Source organism: Enterococcus sp. AZ188 (assembly GCF_050544075.1).
GTDB lineage: Bacteria > Bacillota > Bacilli > Lactobacillales > Enterococcaceae > Enterococcus_D > Enterococcus_D entomosocium.
Map to the genome: position 1 here is coordinate 1,021,029 of NZ_CP172943.1, position 20,210 is coordinate 1,041,238.

Here is a 20,210-nt window from a genome sequence, read left to right on the forward strand (position 1 = left end):
AACGAAGTATGTAAACGTGGAGCTTTACATACCCTGTTTTAAAGGCTTTTCCTGCGTTTACATTCTTCAATAAATGAATTACATTTGTAATGTAATCGTTTTCCATCAATTGAAGAATAAGGTATAGGAGGGAGTTTTATGCAAGGATTTATGGATCGACTCGCTGACGTTTTGGGAAAATTTGCCAACAGGATCAACAATTTACGCTACATCATGGTCATTAAAAATGCCTTTGCTGCTTTGATTCCAGTAATCATTACAGGGGCATTTGGTACATTGTTTTCAGCAATGGTTTTTGATGCTGAAAATGGATTGGCACAAATCGAGGTACTGCGCTTTTTAGAAAGTTTAAAACCAATCTCATCTGCGGTCAGTTATGTGACATTGAGTTTCTTAACGATCTATGCAGTGTTTTTGATTGGGATTGAGCTAGCAAAACTAAATAAGATTTCTGGGGTCTTTCCAGGAATCATCGCCGTGATGTCTTATCTTTCTGTTAATCCAATGATCTTTGAATTTTTGCACGAAGATGCGACGGTGGTTGCCGAAAACGTGCTGGCTAAGCAATACACGGACACGAAAGGTCTATTTTTAGGCATGTTCGTTGCAATCGTTTCCATCGAGCTTTATGCGTGGCTAGGAAGACAAAAACGGCTGCAGATCACGATGCCTGATAGTGTTCCAGGGAATGTTTCGGCAAGTTTTTCGGCATTGTTTCCAACGATTTTCACCGTGACCATCATCGCCACCGCTGGTTTTGCTATCAAAGCACTCACAGGGATGTATGCCTACGATATCATCTACAATGTCGTCCAACGACCACTGGAAGGAATCGTCCAAGGCTTACCAGGCATCTTGTTGTTGATGTTTATCGCACAAGTCTTTTGGGTCATCGGGATTCATGGGAACCAGATGGTCAAACCCATTCGAGAACCATTGTTGCTGGCAGCGATCGCCGTCAACACGGAAGCTTTTGAAGCTGGGAAAGAAGTACCCAATATCATTACGATGCCGTTTTGGGATATGTATATGAGTATGGGCGGCTCTGGCGTGACGATTGGTTTGCTGATTGCAATTTTGATCGTCGGTAAACGGGAGGACATGCGCCAAATCACTAAATTGTCATTAGCACCTGGGATTTTCAATATCAATGAGCCAGTGATCTTCGGAATGCCAATTATGCTGAATCCCATTTTGGCGATTCCCTTTATCCTGACACCGTTAGTAACAGGAACGATTGGGTACGTGGCGACAAGTCTAGGCTTTGCCGCTAAAGCGGTGGTAATGGTCCCATGGCCGATGCCACCGATCGTCAATGCTTATCTAGCTACTGCTGGGGATATCGGGGCTGTGATCACGCAAGTGATCTGTATTGTCGTGGCGATTTTGATCTATCTACCTTTTGTTTTGGTAATGAATCGTACGACCAATGAAGTTGCATAAAGGAGTTTTAAAAAAATGGTAAAAATACCTGAAACATTTATTTTAGGGGCTGCTTCGTCTGCTTGGCAGACAGAAGGCTGGCAAGGAAAGAAAGAAGGGCAAGATTCGTATCTCGACCGCTGGTACAAAGAAGAACGCTTTGTCTGGCATAATGGCTACGGGCCGGCTGTTGCGACGAATTTTATGGAAAAGTTTTCAGAGGATGTTGAACTGATGCAGGAGGTTCATTTGACCCATTACCGAACATCGATCAACTGGGCGCGCTTCTTTACCGACCATGAACAGCTGATCGTTGACGAAGACTATGCTGCTCATATCGATCAGCTTATCGACCAATTGCTTGCGGCTGGCGTCGAACCGATGCTTTGTTTGGAACATTATGAACTGCCAGCTAGTTTGATGGATGCCTATGATGGCTGGAGCTCGCGGAAAGTGGTCGATCTATATACCCGTTATGCCGAAATCGCCTTCGAGCGTTACGGTGATCGAGTCAAACAGTGGTTTACCTTCAATGAGCCGATCGTTATTCAGACTCGTTGCTATCTCGATGCGATCCGCTGGCCCCATGAGCAAAACACAAAAAAATGGATGCTTTGGAACTATCACAAAGTATTGGCGTCCGCCCAAGCGGTGGCTGTCTATCATGAAAAGGGCTACGAGGGGCGCATCGGTTGTGTGCTAAATCCAGAAATGGTTTACGCACGCTCTTCCTCACCGGAGGATCAAAAAGCGCAAAAAATGTATGATCTCTTTTTCAACCGGATCTTTTTTGATCCAATGGTCAAAGGTCATTATCCAGAGGAACTTATCACACTTTGCCAAACCTATGACATCTACTTTGATCCGACAGAAGAAGATTTGGAAACGATCCGCACCCATACGGTGGATTTCTTAGGTGTCAATCAGTACTACCCGAAACGCGTGCGGGCACCACGATATCAATGGCATTCGGATACACCATTTCATCCAGAAATGTTTTATGAGACATTTGATTTGCCAGGAAAACAAATGAATAACTCCCGTGGCTGGGAAATCTATCCGAAGGTCATGTACGATATGGCTAATTATCTTAAAGAAAATTATGGCAATATTCCATGGCTGATCACTGAAAATGGTATGGGGCGGGAAAATGAAGAACAGTATATGGATGCCACAGGTCAAGTCCAAGATGATTATCGGATTCAGTTTATTACCGAACATCTTTACTGGCTGCTAAAAGCCGTCGAGGAAGGCGCCAACTGCGAAGGCTATATGCTTTGGGCATTTACCGATTGTGTTTCACCTATGAATGCATTTAAGAACCGCTATGGTCTCGTCCGAATTGAGTTAAATGAAGAACGGACCCGGTCATTAAAAAAATCAGCCGCTTGGTATCGTTCCCTTATTGATGAACGGTGGCTTCCATTTGAAGAAAAGCCATTGATTCTGTAATAAAAACCCACGATTATTTCCTAATCCTAAAGGAAATAATCGTGGGTTTTCAGTTAAAAGGGTTGTTTATGAGGAGCAAGTTTCTCCCAGTCAAATATGACACCAATCCCTGGTTCTTCTGGTGCAATCGCACGGCCATCGGATGGATCGATCACTAATGGTCTCGTGGTGTATTGATCGATTGGAAAACTGTGCATTTCAAGATACCCAGCATTAGGCATCGCCGCCAGTAGACTGACGTGTAATTCCTGCATGCCATGTGTAGAAACAGATAAGTTACTTGTTTGTGTTAAGGCAGCAATTTTCAACCAGCCGGTGATCCCACCGCAATTGGAAGCGTCGGGTTGTGGAAAATCGACATTGCCATATTTGATCATATGAGCAAACTCAATAGGGGTGCGCAAGTTTTCCCCGCCTGCGACTGCAATTTGCCCTTCTTTAGCGATACGAGCGTAGCCTTCGTAATCTTCGGGGATTGTTGGTTCTTCAAGGAACAAAATGTCATAAGGCGCCATCAGTTTGGCGGCTTTGATCGCTTTTTCAACAGACCAGCTCATGTTGGCATCCACCATAAAGACAACATCGGGACCAATCAATTCTCTGACCGCTTTTATTCGAGCAATATCTTCGGCAAGTGTTTTTTGGCCCAATTTGATTTTGACCGCTTTTAATCCCATGTCTAAATATTTTTGATTATTGGCTAAGAGTTTTTCAAGAGAAAAGTTTAGATCGATCGCACCACCATAGCATTTGACTTTGTTACTTGCGCCGCCTAAAAGTTTGTAGAGGGGTTCTTGTGCTTTTTTCGCGCGTAAGTCCCATAAGGCAATATCACAAGCCGCAATGGCGAAACTCGCTAAACCGCCTCTGGCAACATAGTGAATGCCCCAGTTCATCTGATCCCACAAGGCCTCCACACATGCTGGATCTTTCCCTAAGAGGATTGCTTTTAGTTCTTTGTCGATCAGTTTGGCAATCGATTCGCCACCGAAGCCACCAGTATACGTATAGCCCACACCTTCACGTCCCTCATCAGTAACGATCTTGACGATAGGCACTTCAAAGTGGGTGTGTAAGCCGTGCTTCGCATCTTCCATGATTTCCGGAAGAGGTATCCGATAATACGCTGTTTGTACATCTGTAATTTTTGCCATTAAAAATCCTCCTCAAACTAATGTTCACGTGTGCATTTTAATGTTAACGTTTGCATATTCATGTTAGCATGGGAATGCGAGATTGACAAGGCTGAATTTCCTCAAATTCAAAACTTTAAAAGAAGGAGGATCGCTATCGAAGGGATCGCATCTCATCAACTGATGCTTCACGTAACGATTTAGAATATAAACAGATATAGGGAATATTAGCTAGAAATGAAGTGAAACCCCTATAAATTGTCACAAAATAGCATTTTGTTTATTTTTAAAGCATAGTTATTGAATAAAAATCATTTTTGTATTATGATTATCTTAACAACGAGCAATGAAGAGTACTGGGGAAAATGAAAGCTTGGGGAAGTCTTTTATTTGGGATACCCAGTACTCTTATCTTTCTTCAACGACAAGTGAAATACAAAAGAACGACTGAACTTCTTTGGTTCAGTCGTTCTTTTGTATTTCATAAAGCGATCGAGAGTAACTTGTAGTAAGGAAGAAAAAGTTTTTTCTCAATTGACAAAAGAATAATCATTGGCGGTTAAAACAGTACGAGCTTGTTCTACCTGATGCTCCTTGATTAAAATATAATCAGTATTGAAGGTAGAAACAGCAAAAATACTGATTGACTCCTCGGCTAGAAGGGAAGAGATTTTTGCAATAATGCCAATCAAGCTAAAATCCAGCACACCAATTATTTTCATCGCTTTCCATCCATCTTCTCTGTTTAGCGTTTCAGCTGGAACGTTTGCAGTTGGTAACACCAAAGAAAGTTCTTCTGACGTATGGGCAAAAAAAAGAGGAACAATCTTCAGTATCGAAGGATCAATACTCTTTACTTGGATGACAGAAAAAGAGGGAGCCAGTAAGGTTAGTTTCATCTAATCACGTCCTTCGTTTGATGCTTTCATCATATCAAATGGGAAGAACTAAGGGAATAAGCTGTTAAACATTTTCAATTATCAAACCAATTAGCAAAGAGAACGATAGTCTATACCTTGATAGGAGCTCAACCTATCGTTCTGGTATTAAACTTTTCTTCGAGTCTTTAAATCACCAATCTGGAGTTCCAGTTTTTCGAGGGAGCTACCTAAGTCTGTGAGAAAAACATGGAATAATAAGGAGCAGGCATGATAATCTCGGATGATTTTCTGCTTATTCACGGGTCTTTTTTTGTCACTGAAAAATTTTTCTAATACACCGAGTGGTTCTTGCCAAGATTTCAATTGCTCCAAAGTATCTCCTAAACCATATATGTCCTGGTAGCTAATTTCTTTTACCGGCTGCTTATTACTCGTCTTAATACCCATCTTTTCTATTTCTTTCAACGTAACGCCTCCATTCTGATTTTATTGATGTTTGTATAGACACCACTTTTAATCCTATTTTACTATATGATGTCTCTAGGAACAACATCTGTTTGCAGAAAAGGTGGGGAACACATGAACAGAAGAATAGAAATAGGCTTAAAAGAGCTTGTAAAAAGCCGAGGAATTTCTCTAAGAGAGTTAGCACGCTTATCGGATATTGAACCTTCGATTATTAATAAGCTGGCAAATGGAAAACGAGAGAAAGTTTACCTTCAACATATTGAAAGAATCGCTAATGCATTAGAAATTGACGATATTTCAGAAATTATCAGACTCACGAAAAAATAACTTTTTGAAAAGTAGGCTAAGGCAAAAAAGAGAACACTTAGAATATCGTAATCACACTGTAGCGACGTGACTATTCTAAGGTTCTCTTTGTTTTTATATCCTATAGAAATCAGAGAAGGCGACACAGAAGGATTTAGGAAGCACGCCAGCGGACGGCATCACTTCTAGCCCACCACTTTTCGGAGTGGCGGGATTTTTTTTGCGTGCTTTTGAAAAAACTATTTAGATTGGTAGTCAAATAGTGTCACATACTGGCACAAGTAAAAAGCCAAAACCCTGTAAAATCAAGGTTTTGGCTCTTAGTGTCACTTACTGACAGTTTAAAATGGAGATGGCGGGAGTCGAACCCGCGTCCAAACATATTGCTACCTAAAAATCTACGCTCATAGTCAACTCATTTGTAGATTCGCTTTACAGCTTGCCGAGTGACAGGCAGTCTGTATCGCTAGTCTGATGATCTCTTTTTTATCTTACAGACGGAAAGATAAAACGTATCCCACTTAGAATAGGACCCTTACTCGAGCACATGGGCGATGCCGAGAGGATCTACGCTAACTGTTTTTAGGCAGCTAAAGCGTAAGAGTTTTCGTTTTTAGCAGTTATATTTAACTGTAACGTTTTAACGTAGACGTAACCTACGAAGCGCAATTCAGGCTCAACTATGCCTGTCGAATCCGTAACATCCCCTTGATAAAAGGGGTATCGCTACCATTCACTAGTATACCATATTTTCGTGCATGTGCAAAGAATCAGATTAAGTCAAAATGTTTCAGGGCGTGTACGATCCCGCCTTCGGTATTTTTCAAGGTCACGAAGTCTGCCAGCTCTTTTAACTCTTGAATCCCATTTCCCATTGCAATCTTGTGGTCACAAGCTTCTAAAAGGGCGAAATCGTTGCTGCCGTCACCAAAGCCAAAGGTAGGTACATCTTCTAGACCCAATAATTCTACCAAGGTTTTTACGCCAGTCCCTTTAGAAGTCCCGGATTTTACGACATCGATTGAAAAGGGCGTATTACGATAAAAAGTTAGTTCGGGAAAACGCTCATGATAATAAGCATCGTTGCCGACACCTAAAACCAACAACATATTGGTCCGATCAGTTTCATAATGCAGAGGATCGATTTCTGGTAGAGGGCTACGGACGTAGTTATATGCACCAACCATTTCCTCGGTGTGACCAGTCGCCCAATAGCCTTTCTCATTGTAATAACACAGCTCATCGCCATTGTCTTTGACGGCTTGGTACATCCTTGCGCAAAGCTCAGGCTCAAGGGTATCGGAAAAAACTTCTTTGCCATCAATGCGGATAAAAGCACCGTTCATGACGATGTTCGAGGTAATACCAGCTGCTTCACGAATAGCGGTAACTTCAGGTTCGGTTCTGCCTGTTGCAATGATCGGCAGTACTTGGTTTTTTCGTAACCTCGCCATCGCCTCAGCAATTTCCGAAGTGATTTGCGAGTGCGCATCTAAAAGTGTACCGTCAAGATCAAAAAAAGTTAATGCTTTATAGGTCATGTATCTTACTCCTAAGGTTTATAGTCATAGTCCACTCACAATCTTATCAAAGATTGAAAAAAAGGCAAACCTTTATGAATAATCGGTGAAGTTGTTGGTAGAAGAAAGAAATTCGAGTATACTATAGGAAGAATGGAGTGAAACGATGATTTTTTTAGTAATTGGCAGCATTTTTTTCTTGATTGGTCTCACTTTTTTTCTTTTTCCATCAAAAAAAATGAACCTTATTTATGGATACCGTTCCTATCTAGCAAAACAAAATGAACGCAATTGGCGACAGGCCCAAAAACTATCTGCCCGATTCTTTCTGCTTTTTGGCGGAATCATGGCGCTCATTGGGTTTGTCTTGAAATGGCAAGAATGGACCAATTTTTTTCTAGTTGAAATGATCGTGATCCCTTGGTTCATCGTGCCGATCTTTGGCCTGATCGAAGAAAATCTGCAACGATTTGATAAAGAACATAGAGGTGAAGAAAATGAATATATTAATGATTGAAGACAATGAATCTGTTTCTGAAATGATGCAAATGTTTTTCTTGAATGAAGGATGGGAAGCAGTATTTAAATACGATGGCAAAGAAGGACTAGAGGCCTTTGCTGCTGAACCAGACAAGTGGGATATGATCACCCTTGACTTGAATCTTCCTTCCATGGACGGCATGATGGTGGCGCGCGAAATTCGTAAAATCTCTAGTACAGTTCCTATTATTATGTTGACGGCCCGTGATTCAGAAAGCGACCAAGTCATCGGGTTAGAGATGGGGGCGGACGACTATGTGACGAAACCCTTTAGTCCATTGACCTTGATTGCACGGATCAAGGCATTACACCGCCGCAGTGAATTGGTTGAAAAAACAACACCTGAAGCTTCCGATGCCACCTTTGATATCGTCACCGATCATTTCAAAATGAACACAAAAACAAGGGAAGCCTATTTAAATGGCAAACCCATCGATGGGTTGACGCCGAAAGAATTTGATTTGCTTTATACGTTAGCGAAAAAACCGCGACAAGTGTTTTCGAGAGAACAGCTGTTAGAACTGGTTTGGGATTACCAATACTTTGGCGATGAACGGACCGTTGATGCACACATCAAAAAACTAAGACAAAAAATTGAAAAAGTGGGGCCACAGATCATTCAAACCGTCTGGGGCGTTGGGTACAAATTTGATGATGCGGGTGCTGCTTAATGCGCTACCTGTATCAACAGCTGATTGCATTTTTCGTGGTGATCTTCGTGATCTTGATGACGATTGGTATTGCGTTTACTCAAATGACACGCCAAACGTTACAAGAACGGAATTATGAGCAGTTAATGGGGTATGCTTCGTCGGTCGCGACGATTTCGCAAATCAGTGATTCAGAATATTTACAGCAAAATATGACCCGGGATGGCTATCTACAGTATTCCTTGCGTTTGGCTGAGAATATTTTGAGCAACCAAGATATCTCCTTTGCTTTCTTTAAAAGTCCTGATGACATTATTTATCCACTAGATACCGCTCATGCTGTTGATTTTCCGATCTCTGAAAAAGACTGGCAATCCTTAGAAAATGGGGCGCGTCTACAACTGACTTCCGCCACAAATTTATACGGGGAAAAAGAACTGACTTCCTATGTGTTGATACCTTTTTCTGTCAATCGCACGGATTTTTACGGTGTAATGGTGGTTTCGCAATCGGCAAGCAGTATTTTGAATCTTGTCAGTGCTTTTAATCAAAACTTGTTTAAAGTTTGTTTGATCTCGATCGTTGTCTCATTATTGATCAGTTACCTTTTCGCTACGTTCCAAGTAAGACGGATCAATCGAATGAAACGAGCAACCAAAGAAATTACTAATGGCAATTTTGATATTTTCTTGCCGGTGCATAATCGGGATGAATTTGATGAATTAGCCGAAGATTTTAATTTAATGACGAAATCCTTAAAAGAATCCCAAGAAGAAATTGAACGGCAAGAAGAACGTCGTCGGCAATTTATGGCGGATGCTTCTCATGAGATGCGTACCCCGTTGACGACCATCAATGGCTTATTGGAGGGCTTAGAGTACAACGCAATTCCTGAGAATCAAAAAGACAATGCGATCCGCTTGATGAAAAATGAAACCAATCGCTTGATTCGATTAGTCAACGAAAACCTTGACTACGAAAAAATCAGGACCAATCAAATCTCGATGGTCATCAAAAAATTTGATGCGACGCAAACCATCAAAAATCTGTTGACGCAACTGGAGAGCAAGGCAGAAATTGCCAAAGATGTGCTGATTTTAGAAACAACCGAGCCAATCGATGTCTACGCGGATTATGATCGTTTCGTCCAGATCATGGTCAATATTTTACAAAATGCGATCCAGTTTACGGAAGATGGAGAAATTCGGGTCCGAATAGAAAAAGGCTATTTAGAAACGATTATCGAAATCAGTGATACGGGGATCGGTATGTCTGAAGAACAAGTCAAAAATATTTGGGATCGTTACTACAAAGTCGATCCGTCCCGTAAAAACCGTCAATTTGGCGAATCAGGTCTAGGCTTATCAATCGTTGAACAGCTCGTACGCCTGCACAAAGGAAAGATCAGTGTAGAAAGTGAACTTGGCAAAGGCACGACCTTTAAAATCTCTTTTCCAGATATCGACTTAAATGAAGAATAAGGAATCGACCGGCAGCAATTCGCTTAGCCGGTCGATTTTTTTGCGGTTCATTGGCAGCAGCCCTCATACAAAAAGACTTGCTTTTGCAAGCAAGCCTTTTTGTATGAGGGCTATGTAAACTATAGATAAGTGGTATAGGGCGTATGGGCAAAGCATTCGTCTTCATGGATCAAATAGATGGCAACAGCAAATTGTTCGGCGATTTCTTGGCACAAAGGTAGCAGGATTTGGACCTCTTCTGTTGTTAACGTGCTCAAGACATTTTCGATTAAAAGGGTTTCTCTTTCTGAAAGTAACGCTAAGAGCAGCTGAATTTTGATCTCCTCAAAGGGGCCTAATTCTGTCCGCTCTTTTTTCAAAGCCGATAAGGGAAGCTGAACATAAGGCAGAACACCCTCTAAATCGCCCCCTTTTTTATTTGCAAGAGATACATTGTCCATGACGGATAAAAAGGGAACGGAAGGCCATTGAGCACGAATCAAGATGGCTTTTTTTTGTGAAAGCAGCAAACTTAATTCAGAAGTTTTTGTTTCATTGTCTTTCGAAACATAATAGAAACCAATTGGTTTCGTTAGCTGAGTTGGTTTTTCCATTGTTTTTTCCTCCAATACAGACTATGTCCGCTGGCAATCAAACCAGTAAAACTGGTAACAGCGGCAAGTAAGACGACAAGTGTGTGGCGTGTGCTTTCAAATAAAATAGCAAGCCAAGTGGTGCTGTTCAAATCGACATTTTGGACCAGAATTTGACTATTCTGCGGAATCGTAATGGCGAATTCTTGTCCAGGAAGACTTTGTACAGCCTCCCAAAAGTTATCAGAAGCACGCTCTCGATCAAGGGCAATGATATGCCCACTGAGTAATTCCCGCTGGAAATAAGGCTGGAAGAGTAGCAATAAGACAAAGGCGATCACAGCGGCTGCTAAGAGCGGCAAGAGCATTTCAATGATCTGCATCGCTACCCATTGTCTGGTGGTGGCGCCACTTGCTAACCAAGCTGTGTATTCCGAGCGTTTATATAATTGATAGTAAACTTGAAAGCCAATAAAGACCAGTGTAAAGGCACTAAAAATCAAATAGAACAGTTGATGATAGATTGTCGTGACTGGTTGGATCTCTTCGGCTACTTTCGTTTGCAGATCTTCTGTCGCCAAGAGATCTCTTGTTTGAGCGATCACTTGATCCATCGAATAGATCAAGGCAAACGTCACGATCAAGCCAATCACGGCAAAGAAGGATACAAGCGTATAAAGCACCATGGCTTTTTTATGATAAAAAATGCTGGCAATCGCAAAATGTATAGTTTTCATCTAAGTCACCTCATCCTAGTACATAGTATAAAAGGGGAGTTTGAATAAAGTATGAAGTTCTTGTAGTAAAATATCGAAGCTAAAAAAGTGGCAAGAAAGTTCGACTTTTTCCTATCAAATAGTGCAAAAAAATCCAGCAAGGCAGGTGCCTTACTGGATTGATTATTGGTTGTTCTTACTTTACTCGCCGCTATCTTGTTCCGTCATCTGCTGGTATTCTTGGAAGGTTTTTGTTTGATACAGATCGACGGTCGATTGATTGCCATTTTGAGAAAAGGCACTAGTTGAATCACTGCCTAGATTCTTTTCAATGTCCATCATTTGCTGAAGGGCGTCTTTGTAGTTATAGGTCGAAGGATCAACTTCTTCTAGACCGCTTTTCGCGTAGAATCGTAAAAGGTCACCATTATTGATCTGATCAGAAACCGAAAGTTGCTTGTCGACTTTGGCTTTCCATTCATCGACTTTGGCTTGCAATTCATCGGATGGATCGTTGATCGGCATGCCGGTACGATTGTCATACAATGTACTGCTGTAGTAGGTGTAGTCTGGTGTCACAAAGTCGCCATCGCGGAAAGCAACCAGTTGTTCGTTTTGATCAGAGAATAAATCTTGTCCTAATTGGATATAGTTTGATGTATCCACACCCAGTAAGTGCAATAGGGTTGGCAAGGCATCGACTTGGCCACCATACGTATGATTGATGCCGCCGTTTGATTGTCCTGGAATATGAATCATATAAGGCACACGTTGTAACGAGGCATTGTCAAAGTTTGTCCATGTAGAACTTGTTTTTCCAAGCAATTCTGCTAAGTTACGGTTACGAGAATTGGAAATTCCGTAATGGTCACCATATAAAACGATGACTGAGTTTTCGTATAAGCCACTTTCTTTCAAGTAATTGAAGAACTCTTCCACGGCTTTATCCAAATAATTCGCGGTTGCGAAATAGCCATTGATCGTTTGATCAGAAGTGTTCGCTAGCGGGAAGCCGCCTTCTTCATTGGTAAATTCAGAATATGGGTAGTGGTTAGAAACCGCAATGAATTTTGAATAGAACGGTTGTTGCAGACGTTCTAAGTATTGTACGGATTGTTCAAAGAACGGTTTGTCATGTAGACCGTATTGGAATGAATTTTCATCATTGACATCATAATAAGATGCGTCGAAGAAATAATCATAGCCAAACCGTTTGTAGGTTTCATTTCGGTTCCAGAAGGTACCGGTATTTCCGTGGAAAACAGCACTGGTATAGCCTTGCGTTTGACCTAAAATATCTGGAGCTGCCTCAAAGGTATTTTTCCCACCCAGTTGAGTGAATAACGCTCCTTGATTCAATCCAAACAGGGAATTTTCGAATAATGTTTCGGCATCACTGGTCTTCCCAGCTTTTACTTGGTGGAAGAAATTATCAAAACTAAAGGTACTATCGCTATGGTATAAACTATTGATAAACGGCATGACTTCATGTTCCACGCCATCTTCATCTTTCAATTTATAATCGATCAAGAATTGCTGAACACTTTCTAAGTGAATATAAATGACATTCTTGCCTTTTGCGATACCGAACAGATCATCATTTGGTTCTGCGTAATGTTCTTTAACATAGCTCTCTACTTCGTTCATGTCGTTGGGACTCGCTTCGGCACGTACTTGCGAAGCTTGATAAGTTTGTACCCCATCATAAACCGTAAAGGCGTTGATCCCAAGGTATTTCACTAAATAGTCACGAGAAAACGTTCGAGTAAGCAGTTCAGGACGATCCGCTTCTGCTAAGAAAAGATTGGCAGAAAAGACCATGACAGCTAAGGTTGAGATCGCAAAAGCCATCCGTGCCCGCACAGGACGAGTGTCCATTTTGATTTTTTTCATTGAAAAGGCTGCAATCAGCACGATAAAGTCAATGAAGTACAACACATCGTAGGGACGGAACAAGCGAATTGCGCTTTCTCCTAGACCACTTGCTACTTTTCCTACACCGAGCATCGTGTTGATGGTGATAAAGTCAGTGAATTCTCGATAGTACGAAACATTAGAGAACAACAGCAGAGTCATCAAGAAATAGATCACAAGCATCGTGATATAAGCTGCTTTGGTTCTTCTTACGTACAATGCGATCGACAGCAACAACAAAGTCGTTGCGATCGGATTGATGAATAAGATGAAGTACTGAATGCTGCTTTCAATACCTAGGTGGAAGTCCACCATATAGGCAAAGATATTTTTTAGCCAAAATAATAGGGCTAATAGGAAAAAAAAGCCCATTCTTGTATTCACAAAGGTGGATACTTTATTTTTTTTCAAAGGAATCGTCCTCTCTTTTTCCAGTATAACCGGTAAATTACGATTTTACATCACAGTACATTTTACTAGGCTGTGAAAGACGTGTCAAATGAATTCCTTGTCATGACGCGGAATTAAGTATTTCTTTACTTTCAAGGATACAGACAATACTGTCGCTTTTTGCTATACTAAAAAGGAGAATGAATGGAGCAGATGAACATGAAAATAAAACTAACGAAGCAAGGATCAGCGAAGCTTCGCAAAAAGAATCCGTTGATCCAACGAGAAGATCTTCAACAAGCAATCGAGACGAAGGAGTGGGTCACCTTTATTGATCAGGCCAACCATTTCTTAGGTGTCGGCTATCTTGGGGAACAAAATAAAGGGATCGGATGGGTCGTATCCTTTGAAGAAACAGTGATCGACCAAGCATTCTTTGCGCAACGCTTTGCGAAAGCAAAAGGCAAACGCATTGCTTACTATCAAGATGACCTGACAGATGCCTTTCGTCTGTTTAATGGCGAGGGGGATCAATTGGGGGGACTTACCGTAGATTTGTATGGCGAGTATGTCGTTTTTTCTTGGTACAATGCCACCCTTTATCAACATAAAAAAGCGATCGTGGCGGCTTTTCGTCAAATATTTCCCGAGATCAAAGGGGCTTATGAAAAAATCCGCTTTACGTCTGAGCTGCCTGAATCAGCATGGGTCTATGGAAAAACGGCACCTGAACCCTTACTGGTGAAGGAAAATGGCGTCACGTATGCGACGTATTTGAACGAAGGACTAATGACGGGCATCTTTTTGGATCAAAAAGAAGTTCGTGGGCAACTTGTTGATGGCTTGGCAGCTGGCAAGACGGTTTTAAATATGTTCAGTTATACGGGGGCGTTTTCTGTCGCTGCTGCTGTCGGTGGCGCTGCTCAAACAACGAGCGTCGATTTGGCAAAACGCAGTCTAGAAAAGACCCGCGAACAATTTGCAGTCAACGGCATTGATCCAGATACCCAGCGTATCCATGTCATGGATGTTTTCAATTACTTCAATTATGCCAGCAAAAAAGACTTGCGCTTTGATGTGATCGTTTTAGATCCGCCGAGTTTTGCCCGCAACAAGAAAAAGGTCTTCTCGGTTGCGAAAAATTATGGCGACTTAGTCACTGATAGTTTGGCGATTTTAGCGCCTGATGGCTTGTTGATCGCCTCAACGAATGCGGCCAATCTTTCACCGAGGAAGTTTCAAGAAATGATCGAAGCATCCTTAGAGAAAGCACACGTTGCTTATGAATGTATTCAAAGTTATCGTCTACCAGCTGATTTTGCGGTAGATAAGCATTTTTCCGAAGGGAACTATCTGAAAGTATTCTTTTATCAAATGAAAAAGGAGTGAAGTAGATGAGCCGATCAAAACCAGTAACGTTAGACGGGAAAACACCGTTGATTTGTGTGCCATTGATTGGGAAAACCAATGAAGAGATCTTGAAACAAGCCATTGCTGCTGAGGAATCAGAGGCACAGATCGTCGAATGGCGTGTTGATCATTACAAACATGTCGAAGACCAGCAAGCGGTCTTAGATGCGTTATCACATATTCGCACGACATTAAAGCACAAAGAGCTGCTCTTCACTTTTCGAACCTTGGAAGAAGGGGGCGAGCGGGCGTTCACATTGACCCAGTACAAAGAATTGTGTTTAGCTGCTGCTGATTCAGGCTTGATCGATTGGATCGATGTCGAATTAGAGAAAGCTGAATTTTTAGGTCGAGCCTTTATTCAAGAAATCAAAAAGGCACAGGTAAAGCTGATATTGAGCAATCATGATTTTGAGAAAACGCCAGAAGATGCTGTGTTGATTTTAAAGATCGGCGTAATGAATCAATTTGGTGCCGATGTTGGCAAGTTAGCGATGATGCCCAAGCAAGTCCAAGATGTTTTACGTTTGATGGGGATCATTACTAAAGCGCGTGGCTTCAACCAACTGCCGTTGGCGATCATGTCGATGGGGGAGCTGGGGAAAATCAGCCGGGTTAGTGGGGCATTGACTGGTTCGGTCTTTACTTTTGCTTCGTTGCAAGGTGCTTCAGCACCTGGACAAATACCGATCGAACGAATGACCAACTACTTACAAGAATTTTCACTCAATGAGTAAGACCAGCCAAGGCCTTCTCTTAAAAGAAACCAAAACAAAAGAGGGATAAAATGGCGAAGAAGAAACAAAAAACCAATGCGATCCGTCAAGTAGAACAACAGAAAATCGCTTATAACGAATACACCTATGAGTGGTCGGAAGACCATCTCGATGCGCAATCCGTCGCTGTGCAACTAGCACGCCCGCAAGCCATCTACAAAACGCTGGTGGCAGTGGGCAACAAAACAGGTCCGCTAGTGGCTGTGATTCCTGGAAACAGAGAAGTGGATCTGAAAAAGTTAGCCAAAGTCAGTGGAAACAAAAAAGTAGAGATGCTGCATCTGAGAGATTTAGAAGAAACGACTGGCTATATTCGCGGCGGCTGTTCGCCGATCGGGATGAAAAAGCTCTTTCCTACTTATATTGATCGTGGGGCGCAGACACTGGAAGAAATCGTGGTTTCTGCAGGAAAGCGCGGGTTGCAGATGGGGCTTGCCCCACAAGCGTTACAACAATTGACTAGGGCGATCTTTGCCGATTTGTTGGCACCTGAACACGAATAAAAAATCCCCGTGAACCATCTTGAAATGCCGTTCACGGGGATTATTTTGTACTATTTTATTCCATTACTTCAATATCGAAAACCTCAATATTTTCTAAACCACCATAAAAGTCAAACCATGGAGTGGCATATTGTTTTAGAATGGCGTTTAATTCTTCAACATTTTCTTTCCCTTGGGTGTCCAGCCATTCCAACAACGCTTTGGCACCTTGTTTCCCATAAATTTCCACACTATCGCGCCAAGTTGCTCGCCCACCTAAGATTCCTGAGAATTTAGCACCGTGTTGACCAGCAAAGGTCAATTCATCGCGAAAGACATTCGCTGGAACTCCCGCACTCAAATAGATAAATGGCCGAGTCGCGGCGTCACTGGCTTCTTTGAAGTAATTGGCTGCTTCTTCTTGCGTATAGACGGCCTCTAAGCCTTCTTTTTGGAAGCCTTCCACTAAGTCGAACTGAACCGGTACTTCGACTTTCAAAATATCGATATGGTAGTGATCTTTCGTCAATTCCTGAATGGTTCGGATGACCTTGCTCGGTTTGATCTTGGCAAAAGCAGGTGATTTGTCATCTGTGATCTCATCATCATAGACGATCGGTTCCACAAATAAGGGAATATCGGCCGCCTGTGCCTCCGTACCTAAACGCTCCAAAAACGCATGTTTGGTATCTAAAATCTCTTGGGGTTCATCTGGATTATAATAAACCAAGACTTTTGCAGCATCCGCACCTTTTTTCACCAAGCGCTGCAACGATTCATTGGGTAAAATCTCTGGCAAACGACCCGGCGTGTTGACATCATAGCCTGTTTTTTCATAGGAAAGGATCAAGCCAGCATTGGGATTCTTTGCTTCGATCCCTAAGAAGCCATATTCCTCATCTAACAGAATACTGCTGACATATTTGGTCAGTTCTTGGGAAACCAACTGTTTGAATTCATAAATGTGTTCCATCGTAAAGTCATCCGGTCCAGTTGCCGCCTTCATCATTTTTTTCATGGAACCACGTTGGTCGATCGCTAGTGCGGCAATCACACCGTCCTCATTTGAAAGTTTTTGCATTCGTTCAAATTTACCTCTTGAAATTCGTTTCATAAAAAAAACCTCCCTCGATCTTGCTATCTTTAGTCTACGCCTACTTTGAGAAAAACCCAACTAATAAGCAAAAAGAGGGGGAGAACCAGGTGTTCGCAGCTACAGGCCAGGATATTGCTGCGAACACCCGGGTCGTCGATCAATAATTGAAATAACTAGCTGTTTCTGCTGCGTTTTTTCCAGAAACATGACCCGTGCAAAACGCAGCGGTGATGTTGAAACCACCTGTATAACCATTGATATCCAGCAATTCACCGGCAAAATACAAGCCATTGATTTTCTTACTTTCCATGGTCTTAGGGTTGATTTCTTTCAGATGGACCCCGCCGCCCGTCACGAAGGACTTTTCTAATGGGAACGTGCGGACAATGGTGATTGAAAAGCCTTTGATCAAGGAAGCGAGCGCCGTCAACTGTTCCGGTGAGGCTTTTTCAGCAACCAGCTCATGCAAGTCTAGCTGCTGCAAAAAGAAGGTCATCAAGCGCTCAGGCAAAAAGCCAGCTAAAGCATTCGGCAATTGTTTCTTCGAAGCCGCAGACTGAATTAATTCTTGGGTCAAGGCTTCCTGGGCTTTCGTCGGCAGACAATCCAGAACAACCGTCACTGGTTGCTGCTTTTTCAATTCTTGGTTCACAAAAGAGGAACAGCGCAAAGCAGCTGGACCAGATAACCCAAAGTGGGTAAACAAAAGATCCATGGTATGGGCGACGATGGGCTTTCCTTTTTGATCCAAGACGCTCAAGGTGATGTCTTGTAAGGAAATGCCCTGCAAGGTCCGTTCTTGAATAAAAGATTCTTCTGAAACAAGCGGCGATTCGGTTGGATAAAGCGGCGTAATGGTATGCCCGACTTTTTTCGCCATCTTATAGCCGTCCCCCGTCGCGCCCGTGGAAGGATAGGTGCGGCCACCCGTCGTCAAAATCACGCTTGGGGCAGAGAACTCATCGGTTTCGGTTCGTACGCCGCGTATTTGGCTGCCATCATGGATCAGCTTGGTTACGACCGTATTCGTCAACAGGGTGACGTGATGATCGTTGATTGCTTGAAGCAGCGCTTCGACGATGGTTTTTGATTTGTTCGTCACAGGGAACATCCGTCCGTGGTCTTCTTCTTTTAAGACGACACCTAAGTCTGCGAAAAACGCCATTACATCATAGTTATTGAATTGGGAAAACGTACTATACAAAAACTTGCCGTTTCCTGGAATATGAGCAACTAAATCATCTACCGGCCGATTATTGGTTACATTGCAGCGTCCGCCGCCAGTCATCAATAGTTTCTTGCCGATTTTTTTGTTTTTTTCGATTAATAAGACCCTAGCACCTTGTTTGGCAGCGGTGATCGCAGCCATCATACCGCTCGTACCTGCACCAACAACGATGACATCATAGGTTTTTTCCATTCTTCTCACCTCTTTGGGATTGTAACACATCGCCTATGACTGCTGAAAGGAGAGGGCGATTTTTTTCGAATGATAAAAAATTCTGACAATTCTAAAAAAAAGCGTGCAATTTCAGAAAATTTCTTTAAAATAGAAAATATCTTAAAGGAGGTAATGCACTATGACCAAAGCTTCAGCTTACGTGAAAGAAATTCAAGCGAAGATTCACGAGAAAGACCAACACCAACCGGAATTTCTTCAAGCAATTGACGAATTTTTGCCTACGATCGTTCCCTTTTTAGAGGAGCATCCAGAATATATTGAATCAAATATCCTTGCACTCTTAACTGAACCAGAACGTTTTATCCAATTCAGAGTCCCGTGGCAAGACGATCAAGGCAACTGGCAAGTAAACCGTGGCTATCGGATTCAATTCAACTCTGCAATGGGGCCTTACAAAGGCGGCTTGCGTTTTCACCCAAGTGTAAACTTGAGTATTTTGAAGTTTTTGGCGTTTGAGCAAATCTTCAAAAACAGCTTGACGGGTCTGCCGATCGGCGGCGGCAAAGGCGGAAGTGACTTTGATCCAAAAGGCAAATCAGATGCCGAAGTGATGCGTTTTTGCCAAAGCTTTATGACGGAGCTGTCAAAACATATCGGACCTGACCTAGATGTTCCTGCTGGCGACATTGGTGTCGGAGGTCGGGAAATCGGCTATTTGTTTGGTGCCTACAAACGATTGAAACAATACGATGCCGGGATTTTAACCGGTAAGCCACTAGACTTCTGGGGCAGTAAAAACCGCACAGAAGCAACGGGTTATGGCGCTGTTTATTTCGTTAAGCATTTATTGACAGACTTAGATGAAACATTTGAAGGCAAAAAAGCGATCGTTTCTGGAAGCGGCAATGTTGCGATCTATGCAATTGAGAAATTGCAAGAATTAGGTGCGATCCCTGTCACATGTTCTGATTCCTCTGGTTTTATTTATGACAAAGACGGCATTGATCTGGCCTTATTAAAAGAGATCAAAGAAGTGAAACGCGAACGTTTGACGGCTTACGCCAAGGAACGGCCAACAGCGGAATATCATGAAGGGGCAACTGTCTGGGATTTTGATACTCCAGCGGAATTAGCCTTTCCTTGTGCGACCCAAAACGAGATTGATCTCTCGCAAGCCAAACGTGCAAAAGCCAATGGCGTCCGGGTCGTTTCTGAAGGCGCGAATATGCCTAGCTCATTAGAAGCAGCAGAATATTTTATTGAAGAAGGAATTTTCTACTGCCCAGGAAAAGCAGCCAATGCCGGCGGCGTAGCCGTTTCTGCTTTAGAAATGAGTCAAAACTCCCAACGATTGCAATGGGAAAAAGCCGAAGTCGATGCCAAATTGGATGATATTATGAAGTCGATCTATGAAGCATGCCGTGATACAGCTGAAACCTTCGATCAAAAAAATAATTTTATGTTAGGTGCGAACGTCGCAGGCTTTGAAAAAGTTGCTAAAGCAATGTTTGCTCAAGGACTTGTCTAAAATCACCCAACAGGCTACCTATCAGGAATTACTTGAAAAAAGTTGGAAAAAAACGTAAAGTAGGTAGTGTA

General features: G+C 42.4%; 19 protein-coding genes and 1 other RNA gene. 10 read left to right on the forward strand and 10 right to left on the reverse strand.

Translation table 11 applies throughout. From position 1 onward, the window contains the following. Window positions 1–138 precede the first annotated feature (138 nt). Complete coding sequence (locus IGI86_RS04710; protein ID WP_061053887.1) at window positions 139–1,443, forward strand: PTS sugar transporter subunit IIC; 1,305 nt, start codon at window positions 139–141, stop codon at window positions 1,441–1,443. Window positions 1,444–1,458: 15 nt separating this feature from the next. Further along, complete coding sequence (locus tag IGI86_RS04715; protein ID WP_008377640.1) at window positions 1,459–2,874, forward strand: glycoside hydrolase family 1 protein; 1,416 nt, start codon at window positions 1,459–1,461, stop codon at window positions 2,872–2,874. Between the two features lie 53 nt (window positions 2,875–2,927). On the opposite strand, the gene IGI86_RS04720 is transcribed toward IGI86_RS04715, so the two are convergent. The 3 genes from IGI86_RS04720 to IGI86_RS04730 form a co-directional block, all read right to left on the reverse strand. Next, window positions 2,928–4,028, reverse strand: coding sequence for a mandelate racemase/muconate lactonizing enzyme family protein (locus IGI86_RS04720; RefSeq protein ID WP_005237206.1), 1,101 nt, complete (start codon window positions 4,026–4,028; stop codon window positions 2,928–2,930). 509 nt (window positions 4,029–4,537) lie between these two features. Next, complete coding sequence (locus IGI86_RS04725) at window positions 4,538–4,906, reverse strand: ACT domain-containing protein (RefSeq protein ID WP_005237205.1); 369 nt, start codon at window positions 4,904–4,906, stop codon at window positions 4,538–4,540. A 147-nt stretch (window positions 4,907–5,053) separates the two neighbouring features. Then, window positions 5,054–5,353: a hypothetical protein gene (locus IGI86_RS04730; protein WP_016613909.1), complete on the reverse strand. Its 300-nt coding sequence runs from the start codon at window positions 5,351–5,353 to the stop codon at window positions 5,054–5,056. Window positions 5,354–5,467: 114 nt separating this feature from the next. Here IGI86_RS04730 and IGI86_RS04735 point away from each other — a divergent pair, with 114 nt between their 5' ends. Next, window positions 5,468–5,683 carry a helix-turn-helix domain-containing protein gene (locus IGI86_RS04735; RefSeq protein ID WP_034872498.1) on the forward strand — a complete coding sequence of 72 codons (216 nt, stop codon included), beginning with the start codon at window positions 5,468–5,470 and terminating at the stop codon, window positions 5,681–5,683. 323 nt (window positions 5,684–6,006) lie between these two features. On the opposite strand, the gene ssrA is transcribed toward IGI86_RS04735, so the two are convergent. Both ssrA and IGI86_RS04745 read right to left on the reverse strand, forming a co-directional pair. Next, window positions 6,007–6,370, reverse strand: a transfer-messenger RNA (tmRNA) gene (ssrA, locus tag IGI86_RS04740). Between the two features lie 62 nt (window positions 6,371–6,432). After that, window positions 6,433–7,203: a Cof-type HAD-IIB family hydrolase gene (locus IGI86_RS04745; protein ID WP_016613911.1), complete on the reverse strand. Its 771-nt coding sequence runs from the start codon at window positions 7,201–7,203 to the stop codon at window positions 6,433–6,435. 145 nt (window positions 7,204–7,348) lie between these two features. Between IGI86_RS04745 and IGI86_RS04750 the strand changes: the two genes are divergently transcribed. From IGI86_RS04750 to IGI86_RS04760, 3 genes are read left to right on the forward strand one after another with little or no spacing between them, the layout of a single operon-like run. Then, window positions 7,349–7,699: an SdpI family protein gene (locus IGI86_RS04750; protein ID WP_005237201.1), complete on the forward strand. Its 351-nt coding sequence runs from the start codon at window positions 7,349–7,351 to the stop codon at window positions 7,697–7,699. Continuing rightward, the gene (locus tag IGI86_RS04755) at window positions 7,680–8,393 is read left to right on the forward strand and encodes a response regulator transcription factor (RefSeq protein ID WP_005237200.1); all 714 of its coding nucleotides are present in this window, start codon (window positions 7,680–7,682) and stop codon (window positions 8,391–8,393) included. The genes IGI86_RS04750 and IGI86_RS04755 overlap by 20 nt, the downstream gene beginning before the upstream one ends. Beyond that, window positions 8,393–9,853 carry a sensor histidine kinase gene (locus IGI86_RS04760; protein WP_005237199.1) on the forward strand — a complete coding sequence of 487 codons (1,461 nt, stop codon included), beginning with the start codon at window positions 8,393–8,395 and terminating at the stop codon, window positions 9,851–9,853. Before IGI86_RS04755 ends, IGI86_RS04760 begins: the two co-directional genes overlap by 1 nt. A 119-nt stretch (window positions 9,854–9,972) precedes the next feature. On the opposite strand, the gene IGI86_RS04765 is transcribed toward IGI86_RS04760, so the two are convergent. The 3 genes from IGI86_RS04765 to IGI86_RS04775 all read right to left on the reverse strand — a co-directional run bounded on the left by IGI86_RS04765 (window position 9,973) and on the right by IGI86_RS04775 (window position 13,427). Then, window positions 9,973–10,446 carry a hypothetical protein gene (locus tag IGI86_RS04765; RefSeq protein ID WP_005237198.1) on the reverse strand — a complete coding sequence of 158 codons (474 nt, stop codon included), beginning with the start codon at window positions 10,444–10,446 and terminating at the stop codon, window positions 9,973–9,975. Continuing rightward, window positions 10,425–11,162, reverse strand: a complete 738-nt coding sequence (locus IGI86_RS04770) for a hypothetical protein (protein ID WP_005237197.1) — start codon at window positions 11,160–11,162, stop codon at window positions 10,425–10,427. The genes IGI86_RS04765 and IGI86_RS04770 overlap by 22 nt, the downstream gene beginning before the upstream one ends. Window positions 11,163–11,342: 180 nt before the next feature. Further along, window positions 11,343–13,427 carry an LTA synthase family protein gene (locus IGI86_RS04775; protein WP_016613914.1) on the reverse strand — a complete coding sequence of 695 codons (2,085 nt, stop codon included), beginning with the start codon at window positions 13,425–13,427 and terminating at the stop codon, window positions 11,343–11,345. A 237-nt stretch (window positions 13,428–13,664) separates the two neighbouring features. On the opposite strand from IGI86_RS04775, the gene IGI86_RS04780 reads away from it, so the two are divergent. Genes IGI86_RS04780 through ybaK form a run of 3 tightly spaced genes read left to right on the forward strand, consistent with a single transcriptional unit; the run spans window position 13,665 to window position 16,134 of the window. Continuing rightward, entirely contained in the window at window positions 13,665–14,834 is a 1,170-nt protein-coding gene (locus tag IGI86_RS04780; protein WP_010749701.1) for a class I SAM-dependent rRNA methyltransferase, read from the forward strand. 5 nt (window positions 14,835–14,839) lie between these two features. Beyond that, window positions 14,840–15,592: a type I 3-dehydroquinate dehydratase gene (aroD, locus tag IGI86_RS04785; protein ID WP_005229128.1), complete on the forward strand. Its 753-nt coding sequence runs from the start codon at window positions 14,840–14,842 to the stop codon at window positions 15,590–15,592. A 50-nt stretch (window positions 15,593–15,642) separates the two neighbouring features. Beyond that, window positions 15,643–16,134, forward strand: a complete 492-nt coding sequence (ybaK, locus tag IGI86_RS04790; RefSeq protein WP_005237194.1) for a Cys-tRNA(Pro) deacylase — start codon at window positions 15,643–15,645, stop codon at window positions 16,132–16,134. Window positions 16,135–16,189: 55 nt separating this feature from the next. Here ybaK and IGI86_RS04795 read toward each other — a convergent pair whose 3' ends face one another. Both IGI86_RS04795 and IGI86_RS04800 read right to left on the reverse strand, forming a co-directional pair. Beyond that, a complete protein-coding gene (locus IGI86_RS04795; RefSeq protein ID WP_005237193.1) occupies window positions 16,190–17,227 on the reverse strand; it encodes a tagatose 1,6-diphosphate aldolase in 1,038 nt (345 codons plus the stop codon). Window positions 17,228–17,366: 139 nt separating this feature from the next. Next, on the reverse strand, window positions 17,367–18,629 hold the full coding sequence (locus IGI86_RS04800) for an NAD(P)/FAD-dependent oxidoreductase (RefSeq protein ID WP_016613916.1): 1,263 nt from the start codon (window positions 18,627–18,629) through the stop codon (window positions 17,367–17,369). A 160-nt stretch (window positions 18,630–18,789) separates the two neighbouring features. Between IGI86_RS04800 and gdhA the strand changes: the two genes are divergently transcribed. After that, window positions 18,790–20,139 (forward strand): NADP-specific glutamate dehydrogenase, encoded by a 1,350-nt coding sequence (gene gdhA / locus IGI86_RS04805; RefSeq protein WP_016613917.1) that lies wholly within the window; start codon window positions 18,790–18,792, stop codon window positions 20,137–20,139. Window positions 20,140–20,210: the final 71 nt, after the last annotated feature.